The organism is Streptomyces sp. NBC_00726, from assembly GCF_045161735.1.
In the GTDB taxonomy this organism is placed as follows: Bacteria; Actinomycetota; Actinomycetes; order Streptomycetales; family Streptomycetaceae; genus Streptomyces.
In genome coordinates this window covers 3,634,891-3,649,841 of the sequence record NZ_CP108983.1, presented here as the reverse complement: position 1 = coordinate 3,649,841, position 14,951 = coordinate 3,634,891, and the positions used below count along the sequence as shown (strand labels likewise).

Genomic DNA, 14,951 nt, shown 5'->3' with positions numbered 1-14,951 from the left:
CGGTGTCAGGTACTGCTGGAACCGCCGATCCGTCAGGATCAGAAGTCCATGTCACCGCCCGGCATGCCGCCCGGAGCGGCCGCGGCGGCCTTCTCCGGCTTGTCGGCGATGACGGCCTCGGTGGTGAGGAACAGCGCGGCGATCGACGCGGCGTTCTGGAGCGCGGAGCGCGTGACCTTCGCCGGGTCGAGGATGCCCTCGGCGATCATGTCGACGTACTCGCCGGTCGCGGCGTTCAGGCCGTTGCCGACGGGGAGGTTGCGGACCTTCTCCACGACGACGCCGCCCTCAAGACCACCGTTGACGGCGATCTGCTTCAGCGGGGCCTCAAGCGCGAGCTTGACGGCGTTGGCGCCGGTCGCCTCGTCGCCCGAGAGCTCCAGCTTCTCGAAGACGGCCGAAGCCTGGAGCAGAGCCACGCCACCACCGGCGACGATGCCCTCCTCGACGGCGGCCTTGGCGTTGCGCACCGCGTCCTCGATGCGGTGCTTGCGCTCCTTCAGCTCGACCTCGGTGGCGGCACCGGCCTTGATGACGGCCACGCCGCCGGCCAGCTTCGCCAGGCGCTCCTGGAGCTTCTCGCGGTCGTAGTCCGAGTCGGAGTTCTCGATCTCGGCACGGATCTGGTTGACGCGGCCCTGGACCTGGTCGCTGTCACCGGCGCCGTCGACGATCGTCGTCTCGTCCTTGGTGATGACGACCTTGCGGGCGCGGCCGAGCAGGTCGAGACCGGCGTTCTCCAGCTTGAGGCCGACCTCCTCGGAGATGACGGTGCCGCCCGTGAGGATGGCGATGTCACCGAGCATGGCCTTGCGGCGGTCGCCGAAGCCCGGGGCCTTGACGGCGACGGACTTGAAGGTGCCGCGGATCTTGTTGACGACCAGGGTCGACAGGGCCTCGCCCTCGACGTCCTCGGCGATGATCAGCAGCGGCTTGCCGGACTGCATGACCTTCTCCAGCAGCGGAAGGAGGTCCTTCACGTTGCTGACCTTGGAGTTGACGATCAGGATGTACGGGTCGTCCAGGGACGACTCCATGCGCTCCATGTCGGTGGCGAAGTACGCCGAGATGTAGCCCTTGTCGAAGCGCATACCCTCGGTGAGCTCCAGCTCCAGACCGAAGGTCTGGGACTCCTCGACGGTGATGACGCCTTCCTTGCCGACCTTGTCCATGGCCTCGGCGATGAGCTCGCCGATCTGGGTGTCGGCGGCGGAGATGGAGGCGGTCGAAGCGATCTGCTCCTTGGTCTCCACGTCCTTGGCCTGCTCCAGGAGGGCGGCGGAGACGGCCTCGACGGCCTTCTCGATGCCCCGCTTGAGAGCCATCGGGTTCGCACCCGCGGCCACGTTGCGCAGGCCCTCGCGGACGAGCGCCTGGGCGAGAACGGTGGCGGTGGTCGTACCGTCGCCGGCGACGTCGTCCGTCTTCTTGGCGACCTCCTTGACCAGCTCCGCACCGATCTTCTCGTACGGGTCCTCCAGCTCGATCTCCTTGGCGATGGACACACCATCGTTGGTGATCGTGGGGGCGCCCCACTTCTTCTCAAGGACGACGTTGCGACCCTTGGGGCCAAGGGTGACCTTGACGGCGTCGGCGAGCTGGTTCATGCCGCGCTCGAGACCGCGCCGGGCCTCCTCGTCGAACGCGATGATCTTGGCCATGTGAAGTGGTCCTCCCGGACAGGGGTGGATTGCTCCGGACCGAGTGGCGCCCGCGACGGACGGCCTGCGTGCCCTGCGGTTCCTTCCCCGCCTGGCCTGCGGGCCTCACCGGCCCGGTCCAAATTCTGTCACTCTCACCTGGAGAGTGCTAAGCCCAATGATTAGCACTCGACCCCGTTGAGTGCAAGCGCCGAAGGCTCCTTGAGGGGTGGCGGTCGGGCGACGGGAGGGCGCAAGCGTCGCCTTCGGCATGTGGACAGAGCCTGGCAACGCGAAGGGCCCGCACCTCTGGAGGTACGGACCCTTCGTACGTGCGTGGCGTCGCGGCCGACGTGCCGTGCCGGGCTCAGCCGACGGCGAGCTTGACCATGTCCGCCTGCGGCCCCTTCTGGCCCTGCGAGATCTCGAACTCGACCCGCTGACCTTCTTCGAGGGTGCGGTACCCGTCCATCTGGATCGCGCTGTAGTGGACGAATACATCCGCACCACCGTCGACCGCGATGAAGCCGTACCCCTTCTCCGCGTTGAACCACTTGACGGTGCCCTGAGCCATGCCTAACTCCCCTGTAACGTGAGTGCGCCGAAGCGCGTCGACCGCGGCTGAATGTATCTGCCCAACTGCCCTGTGCGACAGGTCAATCGGACGACAATTCTGCGCAGCACCGATCGCCCGAATATGAGGAATTGCTGAGCTTGCGGGGCAAGTCGGGCCCGGCAAAGGCGACTTAAGGCGCAAGAGGCTCAGGCACATTGGCTGCTTCTGATCGTGGCGCGGCGCATTCTCGTATGCGAGGGGCACGGGCAGCGAAGGGGACTTCCCACACTCTACCCCGTTCAACCATGCAGAATTGCCCCCTCCGCTTCTCGCGCGGAGGGGGCAATTGCGGTGGTGCTACAGAGCCTTGGGCTCAGCAGCCGCCGGCCACTGCGGGGATGATCGAGACGCCGGCACCGTCCGGGGTCGCCGCGTCGAGGCCGCCTTCAAAGCGCACGTCGTCGTCGTTGACGTACACGTTGACGAAGCGGCGCAGCTTGCCCTGGTCGTCCAGCACGCGGGCGGCGATGCCCGGGTGGTCCTTCTCCAGCGAGGCGATGACCTCGGAGAGGGTCGCGCCCTCGGCCGGAACCTCGGCCTGGCCGCCGGTGTAGGTGCGGAGGATGGTGGGAATGCGGACCTTGACGCTCATGGCGGTGCCTTCCTGAAGTCTCGGGTGGTCAGCTGGTGGCGAGTCCGGCGGCGCGGAAGGCGTCCAGGCTCGGGCGGATCGTGGCGGTCGCCTGCGAGGTGTCGGCCACCGCGTCCAGCGTCTTGAGGCCGTCACCCGTGTTCAGGACGACGGTGGTGAGCGCCGGGTCGAGCAGGCCGGCGTCGATCAGCTTCTTCGTCACGCCGACCGTCACCCCGCCCGCCGTCTCGGCGAAGATGCCCTCGGTGCGGGCCAGCAGCTTGATCGCGTCCACGACCTGCTCGTCGTTGACGTCCTCGACGGCGCCGCCGGTGCGGCGGGCGATGTCCAGGACGTACGGGCCGTCGGCCGGGTTGCCGATCGCGAGGGACTTGGCGATCGTGTTCGGCTTCTGCGGGCGGACCACGTCGTGACCGGCCTTGAAGGCGGTGGAGACCGGGGAGCAGCCCTCGGCCTGGGCACCGAAGATCTTGTACGGCTTGTCCTCGACCAGGCCGAGCTTGATCAGCTCCTGGAGGCCCTTGTCGATCTTCGTGAGCTGCGAGCCGGACGCGATCGGGATGACGATCTGGTCGGGCAGCCGCCAGCCGAGCTGCTCGCAGATCTCGTACGCGAGCGTCTTGGAGCCCTCGCCGTAGTACGGACGCAGGTTCACGTTGACGAAGCCCCAGCCCTCGCCCAGCGGGTCGCCGATGAGCTCGGAGCAGAAGCGGTTGACGTCGTCGTAATTGCCCTCGATGCCCACCAGCTCACCGCCGTACACCGCGGCCATGACGACCTTGCCCTGCTCCAGGTCGTGCGGGATGAACACACAGGAGCGCAGGCCCGCGCGCGACGCGGCGGCGCCGACCGCACCGGCGAGGTTGCCGGTCGAGGAGCAGGAGAGCGTGGTGAAGCCGAAGGCTCGGGCGGCCTCGACGGCGATGGCGACGACGCGGTCCTTGAAGGAGTGCGTCGGGTTGCCGGAGTCGTCCTTCACGTACAGGCCGCCGGTCACACCCAGCTCGCGGGCCAGGTTGTCGGCCTTGACCAGCTTGGTGAAGCCGGGGTTGAGGTTGGGTTTGTCGGCCACGTCGGCGGGTACCGGCAGCAGCGGCGCGTAACGCCAGATGTTGTTCGGGCCGGCCTCGATGCGCTTCTTCAGCTCGTCGGAGGAGCCGCTCGGCAGGTCGTACGCCACTTCGAGCGGCCCGAAACAGGACGCGCAGGCGAAAATGGGGCCGAGTGCGAATCGTTCACCGCACTCGCGACAGGAAAGAGCCGCGGCGGGACCAAGGTCCACGGAGGATTCGGTGTTCGCTGCGACGGTTTCAACAGCCATGATGGCGAGGCCCTTTCTCCTCATCTTCCTCGCGGCGCGTTTCGCCGCAAGACGGAATTGGCACCTTCCCCACCTGACCTCGCGGTCGGCAGGAGGGTTGCCGGGACTTCAACGGGCCGTTCCCTCTGTCCCTCTGGATGAGCGCTGTATGGCGACGGATCATGGATCCGTGCATTTGTCGGCGGACCGACCCCGGCATGCGATGGCCGTCCGCGTTGTTCAAGACTGTAACCGAAGGACCGGACGGGTGAGATAGCCGTCCGTACCGCGAGATGGATCACATGCAGGGAGTATCGACCGTGCTCGAAGAGGTCGAACGCTGGCTGACCAGGCGTTCCTGGTCGGCCGCCGACCATCCGCCGGACCATGTGCGGACCGCCGCGAACGGTACGGGCGTGAGCGTCGTCCTACCGGCGCTCAATGAGGCCGCGACCGTCGGCGACATCGTCGCGACGATCAGGCGCGAGCTGATGGAGCGCGTTCCGCTGGTGGACGAGCTGGTCGTGATCGACTCGGGCTCCACGGACGCCACCGCCGAGGTCGCCCGCCGCGCGGGCGCCCGGGTCGTCCACCGCGACGCGATCCTGCCCCGCCTCCCCGCCGTTCCCGGCAAGGGCGAGGTGCTGTGGCGGTCACTCCTGGTGACCAGCGGCGACATCCTGTGCTTCATCGACGCGGATCTGAAGGACTTCTCGGCCGACTTCGTCTCCGGCATCGTCGGCCCGCTGCTCGCCCACCCCGAGGTGCAGTTCGTCAAGGCGATGTACGACCGTCCGCTCGGGGAGCTGCCCGGCCAGGGCGGCCGCGTCACCGAGCTGGTGGCCCGCCCGCTGCTGAATCTGCACTGGCCGCTGCTCGCGGGCTTCGTGCAGCCGCTCGGCGGCGAGTACGCCGTACGCCGCACGCTTCTGGAGCGGCTGCCGTTCCCGGTCGGTTACGGGGTCGAGCTCGGCCTGCTCGTGGACGCGCTGCACACCGTGGGCCTCGACGCCCTCGCCCAGGTGGACGTCGGCGTACGCGTCCACCGCCACCAGGACGGCCAGGCGCTCGGCCGGATGGCCGCCGCGATCTACCGCACCGCACAGGTGCGGCTCTCCCGGGGCCATCTGGTGCGGCCCTCGCTGACCCAGTACGAACGCGGCGCGGACGGGTTCGTTCCCCACACGTACCCGGTCGACACCCAGGAGAGGCCGCCGATGTGCGAGATCGAGGAGTACGTGGCACGGCGCGCGGCCTGATCACGACCCCACGCCGTTCACGACCCCACGCCGTCCGGCTTCGTACGTTTGGGCGGATCGGGTTCGGGCTAGATTCCGGCCATGGTCTCCGAGCACGCCCCCCAGCCCGCTGCCCAGGTCCTCGTCGCGTCCAACCGCGGCCCCGTCTCGTATGCCGTGGGCGAGGACGGCACCCTCGAAGCGAAACGGGGCGGAGGCGGGCTCGTCTCCGGCCTCAGCGCCGTGGACGACAAGATGTGGGTCTGCGCCGCCCTCGGCGACGGCGACCGCGAGGCGGTGCGCCGGGGGGTCGGCGAGCCGGGCGTCCGGATGCTCGACATCGACGCCGGGGTGCACGCCGACGCGTACAACGGCATCGCCAACTCCGTGCTGTGGTTCGTCCACCACATGCTGTACCAGACGCCCGTCGAGCCCGTTTTCGACGCGGAGTTCCGCAGGCAGTGGGCGTCCTTCGAGACATACAACCGGGCCTTCGCCGAGGCGCTGGCCGAGGAGGCGGGCGAGGGCGCGGCGGTCCTGGTGCAGGACTACCACCTCTCGCTGGTCCCCGGCATGCTCCACGAGCTCCGCCCAGACCTGCGGATCGGCCACTTCTCGCACACCCCGTGGGCGCCCGTCGACTACTTCCGGCTGCTCCCCGACGACATCGCCGAACAGCTGCTGCGCGGCATCCTCGGCGCCGACCGCGCCGCCTTCCTGACCCGCCGCTGGGCGGACGCGTTCATCGGCTGCTGTACGGAGATCCTGGGCGGCACCGGGCGTACCCGCGTCGGCGTCCACGGCCTGGGCGCCGACGCCGGCTTCCTGCGCGGCCGGGCGCACGAGGCGGATGTGGACGAACGGATGGCGGCCCTGCGCGAGCAGATCGGGCCGGACCGGAAGACCGTCGTCCGGGTCGACCGCACGGAGCTGTCCAAGAACATCGTCCGGGGCCTGCACGCCTACCGCACGCTGCTGGACGAGCACCCCGAATGGCGCGAACGCGTCGTGCACGTCGCCTTCGCCTACCCCTCGCGCCAGGACCTCGCGGTCTACCGGGAGTACACCGCGGAGGTGCGGCAGGTCGCCGACGCGATCAACAAGTCGTACGGTACGGCCGGCTGGACCCCGGTCGTCCTGCACGTGAAGGACGACTTCGCCCGCTCGCTCGCCGCGTACCGGCTGGCCGACGTCGCCCTCGTCAACCCGATCCGGGACGGCATGAACCTGGTCGCCAAGGAGGTCCCGGTCGTCTCCGACGAGGGCTGCGCGCTGGTCCTGTCGCGGGAGGCCGGCGCGTACGAGGAGCTGGGCGAGTACGCGTTCACGGTCAACCCGTACGACGTCTCGGCCACGGCGGAGGCGCTGCACGAGGCGCTGACGCTCCCGGACGACGTGCGGGCCGCCCGCACGGAACGGCTGGCCGAGGCGGCGACCGCGCTGCCGCCGCAGCGTTGGTTCCTGGACCAGCTGGATGCGCTGCGGCGCGATTAGCAGGGCGCGATTGGGTTCGGCGCGGTCAGGGAAGGCGGTCGGCGAGTTCGCGCAGGTACGCCACGACCGCGCCCGGGCCGGACAGCGCCAGGTCGGCGCGGTCGGCGAGCTCCGGCACCTCGGCGCTGCCGCTGCAAATGAGCAGCCCCGGCACGGGGTTCGCCTCGTCCGTGCGCAGCTTCTCCACGGCGGCGTACGCGGCGAGGTCACCCAGGTCGTCACCCGCGTACAGCACCGACGTGGCGCCGATCTCGCGCACGTACGCGGTGAGCGCGACGCCCTTGTCCATGCCCGGCGGGCGCAACTCCAGGACCAGGCGCCCCGGTTCCACGATCAGCCCGTGCCGCGCTGCCAGCTCGCCGAGGGGCCCGCGCAGCGCGTCGAACGCGGCCTGCGGGTCGGCGGCGCGCCGGGTGTGCACGGCGAGGGCGCGCCCCTTGTCCTCGGTCCAGATCTCACCCTCGGGGCCGAAATCCGCCAGTACGCCGGGGAGTTCGGCACGCACGGCATCGACGCCGGGGTGCGCGGCGGGGGCGTGCACGCTCCCGGTCACGGCGTCCCAGCGCTCGGCGCCGTAATGCCCGAGCACGACGAGGCGGTCGAGCCCTTCCACCCCGGCGACCCCGGCAAACCGCACGGCGACCTCGGCGGGGCGCCCGGTGATCACGGCCACGGACGCGACCTTCGGCGCGAGGGCGGCCAGCGCCGCCACGGCCCCGGGGTGCGCCCGCGCCTGCTCCGGGTCCGGCACGATGTCCGCCAGCGTCCCGTCGAAGTCGAGCGCGACGAGGGCCTCGGCCGGCCGGGCGAGGATGGCGTCCAGCCCGGCACGGCCTGCGGTTGTCTGTGGGGTGCCCATACGCTTGAGCGTATCCCCGCCCACCCTCGTCACGAGGGCAAATCCAGCCCCTGCGGCGTTTGAGCAGCGGGGTCCGGGGCAGCGCCCCGGTTTCGGGCAGGGGCGGGGTGGGGAACAGGCCCGCCCCAGGCGCAGCGCACCCGCACACCGCCCCTACCGCCTCCCCCGCCGAGCCTCCCGTACGCGCCGAAGGCGATTCACCGTCACCGGGTCCTCCTCCAGCGCCCGCCGGTCATCCAGCAACGCGTTCAGCAGCTGGTAATACCGCGTCGGCGACAACCCCAGCCGCTCCCGGATCGCCCGCTCCTTCGCCCCCGCGCCCGCCCACGACTGCCGCTCCACCGCGAGCACCGCGCGGTCGCGGTCGGACAGCGGCGCGGACTCGGCAGGGCCGTTCGGGGGGTGGGCGGTCATATCAGCCAATATATGGCGCGCCCGGCCCCCACGGAACGCGGAGGCTACTCCGCCGCCTCCGCCTGCGTCGCGTCCCGCGCTATCCGCTCCAGCACGCTCTGCGGGTTCGCCCCCGGCTGCACCGCCTTGCCGATGTTCTCCTTGATCGACTCGCTGGCCGCCGCCCAGGACGTCTTGCCGAAGGGGTAGAACTCCGACTCCGGCAACGCCGCCAGGAACTGGTGCAGCGGCTTGTACTTGTCGTCGTCCTCCATCGCCGCGGACGCGCTGTTCGTGGCCGGCAGCAGGTCGTACATGTCGGCGAACTCGATCACGTTCTTGTCGGTGAACAGGTAGTCGAAGAACTTGCCGATCTCGACCCGGTGATCGTTCTGCTTGAAGCCCATGATCCAGTCGGCGACGCCCATCGACCCCTCGGTGGGGCCGTGCTCGCCGGGCAGCGGGACCATGCCGACATTGACGCCCTGCCTCTGCGCCTCCTCCATCAGCGTGGGGTGGCCGTTGAGCATGCCGACCTTCCCCTTCGAGAACTCCTCGAACGCCTTGGCACGGTTCAGCTTGCCGGGGGCGACCGGGCCGACGAGGCCCTTGTCCACGAGGTTCGACTTCAGCCAGTCGAACGTCTTGATGTTCTCCTCGGAGGCGATGTTGTACGAGCCGACCTCGTCGGTGTAGCCGCCGCCCCCGCTGAGCATCCACATCAGGGTCTCGGCCTGGGACTCCTCCGGGCCGAGCGGCAGCGCGAAGGGGTAGGACACCCCGCGCTGTTTGAGCGTGGCGGCGTCGGTGGCTATGTCGCTCCAGGTCTTGGGGGCGTCGAGGCCGGCCTGCGAGAAGAGCTTCTTGTTGTAGAAGAGCAGCCGGGTGGAGGCGACGAACGGCAGCCCGTACTGGATGCGGTTGACCTGCCCCGCGCCGATCAGCTTCGGCAGGAAGTTGGCCTGGGTGGGGATGCTCAGCATCTCGTCGGCGGAGTAGAGCTTCCCGGCCTTCGCGTAGTCCGCGTAGGCGCCGATCTGCGCGATGTCGGGGGCCTTGCCGTCCTTGACCATCTTGGCGACATCGCGGTCGATGTCGGTCCACGGCAGGACCGTCACATCGACCTTGATGCCGGGGTGGGACGCCTCGAAGCTGCGGGCGATGCCGTCCCAGTACTTGTCGGACTTGTTCGCCTCGCTCGTGCCGTAGTCGGCCGCCACCAGCTTCAGTGTCACATCGCCGGAGCCGCCGCTCGCGCCGCAGCCCGACAGTGTCGCCGTCATCCCCATCACGGCGACAGCCGCCGTCAGTCCCAAGTAACGCCGCTGCACAGCTCAGTCCGTCCTCGTCGATTACACCGCCCGCGGCTCCCACGTCCGCGCGGGGGCACTCCGGGTGAGCTGCGATTTTCCCCGCCACCGGCGTAGAGGTCTACACCACGGAGGTATCGCTTCCACAACGCAGCAGCATTGCACGGGGCCCGCGGCGGCTGCTAAGTAGGTCTCGACGTAAGGGTCTTATTGGTCCAGACCTTTAATCGACGGTACGTCAGTTCCCGTACGGGCCCGTTCCGTCGCCCCGACCCCGCCCAGCCACAAGGAGCCGCCCCGCATGTCGCGTACCGCATCTGAGATTGCCACCCAGCCCGGCTGCTGGCGGCGCGCCGCACAGGCGGGCGCGGAATTCGAGGGGCTGCCGAAGCCGGGCGAGCGCGTCGCCGTCACGGGATGCGGCACCTCGTGGTTCATGGCCATCGCGTACGCGGCCCTGCGGGAGGCCGCCGGACAGGGCGAGACGGACGCCTACGCCTCCTCGGAATTCCCGGCGGGCCGGCCGTACGACCGGGTGGTCGCGATCACCCGGTCCGGTACGACGAGCGAGGTGCTGGCGCTCCTGCGCGAGCTGCGCGGGACGACCGCGACCGTCGCGCTGACCGGCGATCCGAGGACGCCGGTCATGGAGGCCGCCGACGTGGTCGCGGTGCTGGACTGGGCGGACGAGGAATCAGTGGTCCAGACCCGGTTCGCGACGACCGCGCTCGCCTTCCTTCGGGCGGGCCTGGAAGCGGCCGGTCCGCTTCCCGCGGGCGTGAAGACGGTCGCCGATGCGGCGGTCGACGCGGAGCTGGCGGTGACCGAGCCGCTGTCCGAGGCGGTGCTCGCGGCCGAGCAGTGGACGTTCCTGGGGCGCGGCTGGACCTACGGTCTCGCCCAGGAGGCCGGGCTGAAGATGCGCGAGGCGGCGGGCGCCTGGACCGAGTCGTACCCGGCGATGGAGTACCGCCACGGCCCGATCGCGATCACCGGCCCGAACCGGGTGGCCTGGGTCTTCGGCGCCCTGCCCGAAGGGCTGGCCGGCGAGGTCGCGGCGGTCGGCGGGACGCTCGTCGCGCACGGGACGGCGGACCCGATGGCCGACCTGATCCGCGCGCAGCGGCTCGCGGTGGCCCTGGCCGAGTCGAAGGGGTACGACCCCGACCACCCGCGCAACCTCTCACGCAGCGTGATCCTGCCGGAGTAGGGCCGGAGTAGGACCGGAGTAGGGCCCGCACGGATGGGGAACAGGCCCGGTACCGGGCAGGCGCCGGGCCCTCCCCGGGCGGCCTTCTCGACAAACCGGGCCCTTCCCCGTAACCGGTACCGGGATTTTGTATGGATGCGCAACAAACAGCACTAGTGGACTAGACCTTTTGGGGTCCCTCGGGCGAAACTGTTCCACGTGAAACACGTCATCGCCCTCGATGTGGGCGGCACCGGAATGAAGGCCGCACTGGTCGGGGCCGACGGCGCCCTGCTCCACGAGGCACGGCGCGCGACCGGCAGAAAGCGCGGCCCCGACGCCGTCGTGGAGTCGATCCTCGCCTTCGCCGCCGACCTGCGCGCGTACGGCGAGGAACACTTCGGCGAGAGCGCCCTCGCGGCCGGTGTCGCCGTGCCGGGCATCGTGGACGCCGAGAAGGGGGTCGCCGTCTACTCGGCGAACCTGGGCTGGCGCGACGTACCCATGCGGCAGCTGCTCGGCGAACGGCTCGGCGGTGTACCCGTGGCGCTCGGCCACGACGTCCGCACCGGCGGGCTCGCCGAGGGCCGGATCGGTGCGGGCCAGGGCGCCGACCGCTTCCTCTTCATCCCGCTCGGCACCGGGATCGCCGGAGCCATCGGCATCGCCGGCGCGATCGAGGAGGGCGCCCACGGCTACGCGGGCGAGATCGGCCACATCGTGATCCGGCCGGACGGCCCGGACTGCGGCTGCGGCCAGCGCGGCTGCCTGGAGACCCTGGCCTCCGCCTCCGCCGTCAGCCGCGCCTGGGCGGCCGCGTCCGGCGACCCGAAGGCGGACGCCGCCGACTGCGCCAAGGCCGTCGAATCCGGCGACCCGAAGGCCGTCGCGGTCTGGCAGAACGCCGTCGACGCACTCGCCGCCGGACTCGTCACCGCGCTCACCCTGCTGGACCCGCGCACGCTCATCATCGGTGGCGGGCTCGCCGAGGCCGGGGAAACCTTGTTCACACCACTCCGTGCGGCCGTCGAGGAACGCGTCACGTTCCAGAAGCTGCCCCACATCGTCCCGGCGGCCCTCGGGGACACCGCCGGATGCCTGGGCGCAGGGCTGCTCGCCTGGGATCTACTCTCCACGGAGGTATCCGCCTGATGGCCGGACGCGCAGACAGCACCGTTCTCGCAGGTGCCCGGGTGGTACTGCCCACCGGCACTGTCGAGGACGGCCGGGTGACCGTCGAAGGCACCCGCATCTCCGGCACCCAGGCCGAGAACGCCCCGGTCCTGGACCTCTCCGGCCACTGGATCGTCCCCGGCTTCGTGGACATGCACAACCACGGCGGCGGCGGCGCGTCCTTCACCTCCGGCACCGTGGACGAGGTCCTGACCGGCGTCCGCACCCACCGCGAGCACGGCACCACCACGCTGGTCGCCTCCACGGTCACCGGCGAGATGGACTTCCTCGCCGAGCGCGCCGGCGTCCTCTCGGAGCTGGTCGAACAGGGCGACCTCGCCGGCATCCACTTCGAGGGCCCCTTCATCTCCCCCTGCCGCAAGGGCGCCCACAGCGAGGCCCTGCTGCGTCACCCGGACCCGGCCGAGGTCCGCAAGCTGATGGACGCCGCGCGCGGCACCGCGAAGATGTTCACCCTCGCGACCGAGCTGCCCGGCGGCATCGAGTCCGTACGGCTGCTCGCCGAGCACGACGTCATCGCGGCCATCGGCCACACCGACGCCACATACGAGCAGACCGTCGAGGCGATCGACGCGGGCGCCACCGTCGCCACGCACCTCTACAACGCGATGCCCGGCATCGGCCACCGCGCGCCCGGCCCGATCGCCGCCCTCCTGGAGGACGAGCGGATCACCGTCGAGCTGATCAACGACGGCACGCACCTGCACCCGGCCGCGCTCGAACTGGCCTACCACCACGCGGGCGCCGACCGCGTCGCCCTGATCACCGACGCCATGGACGCGGCCGGCTTCGGAGACGGCGTCTACCAGCTCGGCCCGCTCGCCGTGAACGTCGAGAACGGCGTCGCCCGGCTGGTCGAGGGCAACTCCATCGCCGGTTCCACGCTCACCCTGGACACCGCTTTCCACCGCGCCGTGACCATCGACCGCATCCCCGTCGAGGACGTGGTCACGTCCATCTCCGCCAACCCGGCGCGGCTCCTCGGCGTGTACGACAAGGTCGGCTCGCTGGAGCCCGGCAAGGACGCCGACCTGGTCGTTCTCGACGCGGACTTCCGGCTCAAGGGCGTCATGCGCAAGGGCGAATGGATCGTCAGGCCCGAAGCCGCGACAAGCTGACTCACACGTAACGAAGAGACGGCGGTTGGCCCCGAGGTCTGGGCCGGCCGCCCCCTCTTTGGCATGATCGCCAGGGAAACCAGCACGGAAGCGAACGCGAAAGGGCGGCCGCGGTGATCCTCACGGTCACGCTGAACACGGCACTCGACCTCACCTACTCCGTCCCCGCCCTCGTGCCGCACTCCAGCCACCGGGTCACCGACCTCTCCGAGCGCCCCGGCGGCAAGGGCCTCAACGTCGCCCGCGTCCTCACCGCCCTCGGCCACGACACCGTCGTCACCGGCTTCGCCGGCGGCGCCACCGGGACCGTCCTGCGCGACCTGCTCGCCGCGCTCCCCCGGCAGAGCGGCACCCTCACCGACGCGCTCGTCCCCGTCTCCGGCGACACCCGCCGCACCCTCGCCGTGGCCGACGCCGCCACCGGCGACACCACCCAGTTCAACGAGGCGGGACCGCACGTCACCGCCGACGAGTGGACCGCCTTCCTCGGCGCGTACGCCGGCCTGCTGGAGACCGCCGACGCCGTCGCCCTGTGCGGCAGCCTCCCGCCCGGCATCCACGTCGGCGCGTACGGCGAACTCGTCCGGCTCGCCCGCACCGCCGGCGTCCCCGTCCTCCTGGACACCAGCGGCGAACCGCTGCGCCGGGGCATCGCCGCCCGCCCCGACCTGATCAAGCCGAACGCCGACGAGCTCGCCCGGCTCACCGGCTCCCGCGAGCCCCTGCGCGCCACCCGCGACGCCCGCCGCCGCGGCGCCCACGGCGTCATCGCCTCGCTCGGCCCGGACGGCATGCTCGCCGTCACCCCGGACGGCGTCTGGCGGGCCTCGCCGCCCGCGCCCGTCAAGGGCAACCCGACCGGAGCGGGCGACTCCGCCGTGGCCGGGCTGCTCTCCGGCCTCGTGGAGTCCCTGAGCTGGCCGGACCGGCTGCGCCGGGCGGTGGCACTGTCGACGGCGACCGTGCTGGCCCCCACCGCCGGCGACTTCGACCGCACGGCGTACGAGGAGCTGCTGCCGCGCGTCGCCATCGAGGAACACGCAGCGGGGGCGGCCTGAGCGCCGCGCCCCGCCCCGCACCGGGCCCGCCCGCCGGGTCCGGAGAAACCACAGAGGTCAGCAATGCCGCTCGTCAGCACCGGTGAACTCGTCTCGGCCGCCCAGGCCCAGGGGCGCGGGATCGCCGCCTTCAACGTCATCACCCTGGAACACGCGGAGGCCATCGCCACCGGCGCCGAACGGGCCGGCGCGCCCGCCATCCTCCAGATCTCCGAGAACGCCGTGAAGTTCCACGGCGGCCGGCTCACCGCCATAGCCGCGGCCGCCGCCGCCGTCGCCCGGACCTCCTCCGCGCCGCTCGCCCTGCACCTTGACCACGTCGAGTCCGTGGACCTGCTCCACCGGGCCCACGACGAGGGCTTCGGCTCCGTGATGTTCGACGCGTCCAAGCTCACCTACGAGGACAACGTCCGGGCCACCGCCGAGGCCGTCGCCTGGGGCCACGAGCGCGGCGTCTGGATCGAGGCCGAGCTCGGCAAGGTCGGCGGCAAGGAGGGCGAGGCCCCGCTCGACGCCCACGCCCCCGGCGTCCGCACCGACCCGGACGAGGCCGCCGCGTACGTCGCCGCGACCGGCGTGGACGCCCTCGCCGTCGCCGTCGGCTCCTCGCACGCCATGACCGAGCGCACCGCCGCCCTCGACCACGAGTTGATCGGCCGGCTCCGCGCCGCCGTCCCCGTCCCGCTCGTCCTGCACGGCTCCAGCGGCGTCCCGGACGACGAGATCCGCCAGGCCGTCGCCGCCTCCGGCATGGTCAAGATCAACGTCGGCACCGCCCTGAACACCGCGTTCACCGGCGCGGTCCGCGCGCACCTGGCCGAGCACACCACGGGCGTCGACCCCCGCAAGTACCTCGCCCCCGGCCGCGAGGCCATGGCCGCCACGGTCGCCGCCTTCCTCGCCCTGATGGGCTGAGCCGGGCCCCGTAACACCGGAGAACGCGCCGGCCC

14 protein-coding genes and 1 riboswitch are annotated in these 14,951 nt (G+C 71.0%); of the genes, 7 read left to right on the top strand and 7 right to left on the bottom strand.

The window, feature by feature from the left end:
• Nucleotides 1–38 precede the first annotated feature (38 nt).
• From groL to thrC, 4 genes are all read right to left on the bottom strand, one after another.
• Nucleotides 39–1,661 carry a chaperonin GroEL gene (gene groL / locus OG338_RS16335; RefSeq protein WP_018101572.1) on the bottom strand — a complete coding sequence of 541 codons (1,623 nt, stop codon included), beginning with the start codon at nucleotides 1,659–1,661 and terminating at the stop codon, nucleotides 39–41.
• A gap of 346 nt (nucleotides 1,662–2,007) precedes the next feature.
• Nucleotides 2,008–2,214 carry a cold-shock protein gene (locus tag OG338_RS16330; RefSeq protein WP_003967346.1) on the bottom strand — a complete coding sequence of 69 codons (207 nt, stop codon included), beginning with the start codon at nucleotides 2,212–2,214 and terminating at the stop codon, nucleotides 2,008–2,010.
• Nucleotides 2,215–2,569: 355 nt separating this feature from the next.
• On the bottom strand, nucleotides 2,570–2,848 hold the full coding sequence (locus OG338_RS16325; RefSeq protein WP_018101573.1) for a MoaD/ThiS family protein: 279 nt from the start codon (nucleotides 2,846–2,848) through the stop codon (nucleotides 2,570–2,572).
• A gap of 28 nt (nucleotides 2,849–2,876) precedes the next feature.
• The gene (gene thrC / locus OG338_RS16320) at nucleotides 2,877–4,169 is read right to left on the bottom strand and encodes a threonine synthase (RefSeq protein ID WP_405938013.1); all 1,293 of its coding nucleotides are present in this window, start codon (nucleotides 4,167–4,169) and stop codon (nucleotides 2,877–2,879) included.
• A gap of 17 nt (nucleotides 4,170–4,186) precedes the next feature.
• A riboswitch (SAM riboswitch) is annotated at nucleotides 4,187–4,313 on the bottom strand.
• 155 nt (nucleotides 4,314–4,468) lie between these two features.
• Between thrC and OG338_RS16315 the strand changes: the two genes are divergently transcribed.
• Nucleotides 4,469–5,407, top strand: coding sequence for a glucosyl-3-phosphoglycerate synthase (locus OG338_RS16315; protein WP_405940441.1), 939 nt, complete (start codon nucleotides 4,469–4,471; stop codon nucleotides 5,405–5,407).
• A gap of 81 nt (nucleotides 5,408–5,488) precedes the next feature.
• Nucleotides 5,489–6,880: a trehalose-6-phosphate synthase gene (locus tag OG338_RS16310; protein ID WP_405938012.1), complete on the top strand. Its 1,392-nt coding sequence runs from the start codon at nucleotides 5,489–5,491 to the stop codon at nucleotides 6,878–6,880.
• Between the two features lie 25 nt (nucleotides 6,881–6,905).
• Here OG338_RS16310 and otsB read toward each other — a convergent pair whose 3' ends face one another.
• From otsB to OG338_RS16295, 3 genes are all read right to left on the bottom strand, one after another.
• A complete protein-coding gene (otsB, locus tag OG338_RS16305) occupies nucleotides 6,906–7,739 on the bottom strand; it encodes a trehalose-phosphatase (protein WP_405938011.1) in 834 nt (277 codons plus the stop codon).
• Nucleotides 7,740–7,892: 153 nt separating this feature from the next.
• On the bottom strand, nucleotides 7,893–8,153 hold the full coding sequence (locus tag OG338_RS16300; protein ID WP_164401777.1) for a DUF3263 domain-containing protein: 261 nt from the start codon (nucleotides 8,151–8,153) through the stop codon (nucleotides 7,893–7,895).
• 44 nt (nucleotides 8,154–8,197) lie between these two features.
• Nucleotides 8,198–9,415, bottom strand: a complete 1,218-nt coding sequence (locus tag OG338_RS16295) for an extracellular solute-binding protein (protein ID WP_405938010.1) — start codon at nucleotides 9,413–9,415, stop codon at nucleotides 8,198–8,200.
• Nucleotides 9,416–9,743: 328 nt separating this feature from the next.
• Between OG338_RS16295 and OG338_RS16290 the strand changes: the two genes are divergently transcribed.
• The 5 genes from OG338_RS16290 (at nucleotide 9,744) to OG338_RS16270 (ending at nucleotide 14,916) form a co-directional block, all read left to right on the top strand.
• Nucleotides 9,744–10,652, top strand: a complete 909-nt coding sequence (locus tag OG338_RS16290; RefSeq protein WP_405938009.1) for an SIS domain-containing protein — start codon at nucleotides 9,744–9,746, stop codon at nucleotides 10,650–10,652.
• 237 nt (nucleotides 10,653–10,889) lie between these two features.
• A complete protein-coding gene (locus OG338_RS16285) occupies nucleotides 10,890–11,783 on the top strand; it encodes an ROK family protein (protein ID WP_405940440.1) in 894 nt (297 codons plus the stop codon).
• Nucleotides 11,783–12,943, top strand: a complete 1,161-nt coding sequence (gene nagA, locus OG338_RS16280) for an N-acetylglucosamine-6-phosphate deacetylase (protein WP_405938008.1) — start codon at nucleotides 11,783–11,785, stop codon at nucleotides 12,941–12,943. The genes OG338_RS16285 and nagA overlap by 1 nt, the downstream gene beginning before the upstream one ends.
• Nucleotides 12,944–13,056: 113 nt before the next feature.
• Nucleotides 13,057–14,001, top strand: a complete 945-nt coding sequence (locus OG338_RS16275; RefSeq protein ID WP_405938007.1) for a 1-phosphofructokinase family hexose kinase — start codon at nucleotides 13,057–13,059, stop codon at nucleotides 13,999–14,001.
• Between the two features lie 63 nt (nucleotides 14,002–14,064).
• Nucleotides 14,065–14,916: a ketose-bisphosphate aldolase gene (locus OG338_RS16270; RefSeq protein WP_405938006.1), complete on the top strand. Its 852-nt coding sequence runs from the start codon at nucleotides 14,065–14,067 to the stop codon at nucleotides 14,914–14,916.
• The last annotated feature ends 35 nt before the right edge of the window (nucleotides 14,917–14,951 follow it).

Coding starts and splice junctions, on each gene's coding strand:
- groL (WP_018101572.1), bottom strand. CDS start 1,661: ATGGCCAAGATCATCGCGTTCGACGAGGAGGCCCGGCGCGGTCTCGAG.
- OG338_RS16330 (WP_003967346.1), bottom strand. CDS start 2,214: ATGGCTCAGGGCACCGTCAAGTGGTTCAACGCGGAGAAGGGGTACGGC.
- OG338_RS16325 (WP_018101573.1), bottom strand. CDS start 2,848: ATGAGCGTCAAGGTCCGCATTCCCACCATCCTCCGCACCTACACCGGC.
- thrC (WP_405938013.1), bottom strand. CDS start 4,169: ATGGCTGTTGAAACCGTCGCAGCGAACACCGAATCCTCCGTGGACCTT.
- OG338_RS16310 (WP_405938012.1), top strand. CDS start 5,489: ATGGTCTCCGAGCACGCCCCCCAGCCCGCTGCCCAGGTCCTCGTCGCG.
- otsB (WP_405938011.1), bottom strand. CDS start 7,739: ATGGGCACCCCACAGACAACCGCAGGCCGTGCCGGGCTGGACGCCATC.
- OG338_RS16300 (WP_164401777.1), bottom strand. CDS start 8,153: ATGACCGCCCACCCCCCGAACGGCCCTGCCGAGTCCGCGCCGCTGTCC.
- OG338_RS16295 (WP_405938010.1), bottom strand. CDS start 9,415: ATGACGGCGACACTGTCGGGCTGCGGCGCGAGCGGCGGCTCCGGCGAT.
- OG338_RS16290 (WP_405938009.1), top strand. CDS start 9,744: ATGTCGCGTACCGCATCTGAGATTGCCACCCAGCCCGGCTGCTGGCGG.
- OG338_RS16285 (WP_405940440.1), top strand. CDS start 10,890: ATGAAGGCCGCACTGGTCGGGGCCGACGGCGCCCTGCTCCACGAGGCA.
- nagA (WP_405938008.1), top strand. CDS start 11,783: ATGGCCGGACGCGCAGACAGCACCGTTCTCGCAGGTGCCCGGGTGGTA.
- OG338_RS16270 (WP_405938006.1), top strand. CDS start 14,065: ATGCCGCTCGTCAGCACCGGTGAACTCGTCTCGGCCGCCCAGGCCCAG.